We start from the raw sequence: 3923 nt of genomic DNA, 5'->3' as shown, positions 1-3923 counted from the left end.
CTGAGCGCTATTTTGTGAGCTAAAGTATTGATTTTTCAAGGAGCAAATCCCATTTTTAATGTGGGAAGTTTGAGTATCTTATTGTTTCTATTATAACATTTCAGAATGACAGAATATGTCTTTGTGGCTATCTTATTTACATTTTCTCCAATTTTTATACCTCCCAGAAGTTTCCCTTCCATCTTTAGGTTTTGGCGTATTTCTTGGAATCGCCCAAGCACGTCCAAATTTTATCGCACCTTCAATTTTTCCATTGATGCATAAAGTTTGTACCCATCTCGGTGTAACTCCCCAAAGTTCTGCAGTTTCTTTAATTGTCATGTACTCATCCATTTTTACCTCTACTTACAATCTCAAAATACATAATCAATTTTCTTGTTTAACCCTATGAATTTGTATTTTTATCAATAAAATTCACTGATGCAATCACTTAAACGCCACAAGGGCGTTTGCCCCTGCTTCGCAGGAGCGGAGTATTAATTTACACGATGGAAGCATCGGAGAATGTACCCTCCTATGATTCAAGCGCCGTGTTTTTCACTATATGTAGTATATTTGATTTATACTCACCGCAGATTTTGCAGTAATGCCCGCGCTTTTTCATTCCGATTCACCGTCCTCTGTCAGAGCATACAAACGGTGGACCGATCCCATAACGGTGTTCCATTCCAGATCAGCCGCATAGGAAAATTTTCTGCGGTAAGCGGACCAAAGCGCCTGCATCGTATGGCTGTTTTCCACTTCGGATAACACTTCCTTCGCTTCTTTCAAATGCCCCTCCGTCCCGCGCTTGCGGGCGGTAGCAAGGAGCGCGCGGCGGAGAATATCGGAATCCAGCGATCTTCCATGAAGCTGTTCCAGAATGTAGAGGTCATAAAAATCCCTCATGCGGGTGTTTGTTATGGTTCGGGCAATCATTGTTTCCAGCTTTTCCGCAAGTACGGTTTCCAGATTGTACGCCCAAATATCAATGGAGCGTTCCTCCAGCATAAGCCGGAAGCTGTACCGGACTGCCCTCGGCGTAATCACATCCCCGGTAGAAATATCAATTTTCAGCGGCGTCACCACTCCGTCAAAGACAGTGGCCATGCTGACCCGAGTCCCCGGATACTCGGCCTCGTCCATGATTTCCGAAATGCTTTTCATCTGGAACTCCACACCGTCCTCAATGGGGACCGCTATGATGGAGGACATCAGATTTTCAATGTCCTCCACATTCACGCCGGCCCCTCTGACGGTTGCGTCTAAATCCATTGTAGACCGGGCATCCAGCCCTACCATTGCGGCAACCAGCATCCCGCCTTTCAAAATAAAGTTATCCCGATACTCAGAAAGGGAAATGCGTTCCAGAAAACGCTCCATCATATAGTTCCGCATCAAAATCTGTGCGTCCGCCGATTTCTCCCTTGCGAGATTGCGGATCAAATCTTTCAGCCGCCTCGCTGTCTTTATCATAATAACACCTCCAAATACTGCCGCAAAATTTTTTCAACCCGGAACAGCCCTGCATACTGCATCAGCCTCCGCAGATTTTTCTCTTTCCTGCGGGCGTACATTTTGAGCGCCCCTTGCAATGTCTGCATCTCTATACTGCTCCGGCAGCGAAGCAGGTCGCAGATGGTCCGCTCCATATCATAAGCCGGAACCGTATGCCCGAAAGGGGTTTGTGCCGTACTCTTTCCGACGCCATGCAATTCCGGTTTTATGGTGTAGACGAAAACCCCGTCCGCTTTCAATCTGGTCGTGCTGTATCCCCGTCTGACGGTAATGGAATAGGGGGAAGGCTCCCGGTCGGTCAGATCATGGAAAAACAGCGCCGTTTCATGGGAAAAAATCCCCTGGCTGCATCGTAAATGGAGCAGGTACATCCCATCGACCCAGGCATCCGGCGATACATAAACCCCATGTGCCGCCTGTTCCAATTCTTTTTCCTTCACATAATTGTAAAAAACGGATTTTGGAATCCCCCGTTTCACCGCCTCTGATGTTTGGAGCATACCGCGCTGTTCCTCTAAAATCGTGTCCAGCTGTTCAAACTGTGTCATGCTGTCACTTCCTTTCGTGCTACTATTATACGTGATTGTAGCACGAAAGTAAATAACGGCAAAAAAGAAAAATCGGAGGAAGGCGCGGCGAAGAACGCCGTTCCTCCCTCCGCAGATGGGGCAAGCTGTCCGGTCAGGAGAGCTAGCTTGGCAAGCTGGGCCAGTATCTTCTGCACACCGTCCCAAAGCTGTTCCTGCCGCTGGGATATATCCTCCAAATCAGTGTTATAAACCCGCCTGGTTTCATGCACTTTACGGGTCAGCTGGTTCAGGTTGTTGCTGGAATAGCGCATCAGGGACACCAGCTCCTTCAGCTCCGGCAAATCCAGCTTTACCACATAGCCATCCAGCGCCATTTTCCGCAGGTAGGCTTCCCGGTTGACGGTCCCAAGCCGGGACATTTTCTGCTCAATCAGGGCCAGCTCCTCCGGTGAAACCCGGAAATTCACCTGTACCTCCCGTTTCCGCTTTGCCGCGCTCATCGTTCCGGTTCCCGTTTCTTAGGGGCGGCAGGTCTGCGTTCCGGCGGCTCCTGTTTGAGTTTTTCCAGAACGGAGCCTTTCTCCGGGGCTTGAAGGACTTTCCGCGCCTGCTTCAAAAACAGGTCGGTCAGGCCGGGGGTGACCTTATCCACCACCAGGACATAGCTGTGGCGGGGATCGCCGCCATCCTCCGGCATGGGGATTGTTTTCGCCCAGGCTTTGTTGTCGCGGGAGATACGCGCGTCATGCTCTTTTTTCAGCACCGTATTGGCAAGGATGTACTGCATACGCTCCGGCCCGAACTGTTCCAGCACTTCTTTGACAGCGGCCTCGGTATTCAGACGGTTATCTCCATAATGGGCGCTGATGGCCTGCTCAATGTCTTCTTTGCAGGCAAGGTTGGCTTGCAGGGAGGCGCGGTACTGCGCCATCTCCCCATGCTCGGACGCATAGGCGGCGGAGTGGGGATAGATCGGGGCGGCCCTCTGTTCCTCTTTTGCCTTGTGCATCTCATTGGCTCGTTCCTCAATGCTGTCCCGGATCACATCCATATAGCCGGTTTCCAGCTTCTCAAAATGGCGGTACACATCGGCCAGCGGGGAGGGGGAATCCAGAAGCGCCTGGGCTTGGGCGTTTTTAGCTCCAATACCTCCATCGCTATCACAATGTCCTCCCGGACGGTGTACTCATAGGCATGGTTTAGGACCTCCTCCGGGGACTGGCTTTTCAGCCAATCCCGGAAGGTATCCTGTTCAGCGGCCATTTTCTCATAAAGGGCCGTATTCTTTTCGTTGCTGTTCATATTATCTTGCCTCCTGTTCCTGTTGTTTGGGTTTCTTTTCCATGCTGCGGGGCGGAAGCGGGCGTTTCAGCCCTTCCAGCACCGAGGGCCTTGCGCGCTTGGCAATCGCCGCTTCTGGACGGGACTGCCCCTTGCTGTCCATGTTCAGCTCCATATCCAGCTCCACCAGACGGGCGTTTTTGACCCGCAATTTCTCCTCATAGGGGAAGGCTTTGCCCACTTCCTCCTTCGCGGCGGCCTGCTGCTGGTAAAGGTTATCCAGCTGGACTTTGACGCCTTCCAACCTTTAGTAGTAATATTTGCGGTTGCCTGCCATTCGTTCCTCCTTTGGTCTGTTCTGTAGCTTCTGTTACGCTTTAGGACGCCGTTTTGAGGGGTAAAGGATATAAATTACCGTCTACCCGTTGAGGGCGGTCTGAAAAGCCTTGATTTACGGGGGGTTCCAGTTCCTAAAGCGTGACATAGTAGCCTTTGTTTCGTAAGCGTCAAATAAGAACGTATAGTGAAATATATGGCCTTCTCCTGTAAAATCAGGGTTAGAGTTTTTAGGGTTCACTCCAAAAACTCTAAATCCAGATAAAGGAGAATACCCAT

Annotated in this window: 3 protein-coding genes and 3 pseudogenes; all 6 read right to left on the bottom strand. The window is 50.3% G+C overall.

Going from position 1 to position 3923, the window contains the following annotated elements:
- Positions 1-132: 132 nt before the first annotated feature.
- Positions 133-333: a helix-turn-helix domain-containing protein gene (locus NFS31_RS26190; protein ID WP_251501849.1), complete on the bottom strand. Its 201-nt coding sequence runs from the start codon at positions 331-333 to the stop codon at positions 133-135.
- A gap of 267 nt (positions 334-600) precedes the next feature.
- Entirely contained in the window at positions 601-1455 is an 855-nt protein-coding gene (locus NFS31_RS26185; RefSeq protein ID WP_251501847.1) for a nucleotidyl transferase AbiEii/AbiGii toxin family protein, read from the bottom strand.
- Positions 1452-2045 (bottom strand): type IV toxin-antitoxin system AbiEi family antitoxin domain-containing protein, encoded by a 594-nt coding sequence (locus tag NFS31_RS26180; RefSeq protein ID WP_251501845.1) that lies wholly within the window; start codon positions 2043-2045, stop codon positions 1452-1454. The genes NFS31_RS26185 and NFS31_RS26180 overlap by 4 nt, the downstream gene beginning before the upstream one ends.
- A gap of 140 nt (positions 2046-2185) precedes the next feature.
- Positions 2186-2527: pseudogene (locus NFS31_RS26175) on the bottom strand (plasmid mobilization protein); the annotation flags it as partial.
- A pseudogene (locus NFS31_RS26170) lies at positions 2524-3329 on the bottom strand (DUF3848 domain-containing protein). The pseudogenes NFS31_RS26175 and NFS31_RS26170, both read right to left, overlap by 4 nt.
- A 1-nt stretch (position 3330) precedes the next feature.
- Positions 3331-3615 (bottom strand): annotated as a pseudogene (locus tag NFS31_RS26165) (helicase); the annotation flags it as partial.
- Between the last annotated feature and the right edge of the window lie 308 nt (positions 3616-3923).

The organism is Otoolea muris (assembly GCF_943193115.1).
GTDB classification, from domain to species: Bacteria; Bacillota; Clostridia; order Lachnospirales; family Lachnospiraceae; genus Otoolea; species Otoolea muris.
This window is presented reverse-complemented; position numbering and strand designations above follow the sequence as displayed.

What these genes read in the sequence shown, in the direction of transcription:
- NFS31_RS26185 (WP_251501847.1), bottom strand. Translation starts at nt 1,455, where the DNA reads ATGATAAAGACAGCGAGGCGGCTGAAAGATTTGATCCGCAATCTCGCA.
- NFS31_RS26180 (WP_251501845.1), bottom strand. Translation starts at nt 2,045, where the DNA reads ATGACACAGTTTGAACAGCTGGACACGATTTTAGAGGAACAGCGCGGT.
- NFS31_RS26190 (WP_251501849.1), bottom strand. Translation starts at nt 333, where the DNA reads ATGGATGAGTACATGACAATTAAAGAAACTGCAGAACTTTGGGGAGTT.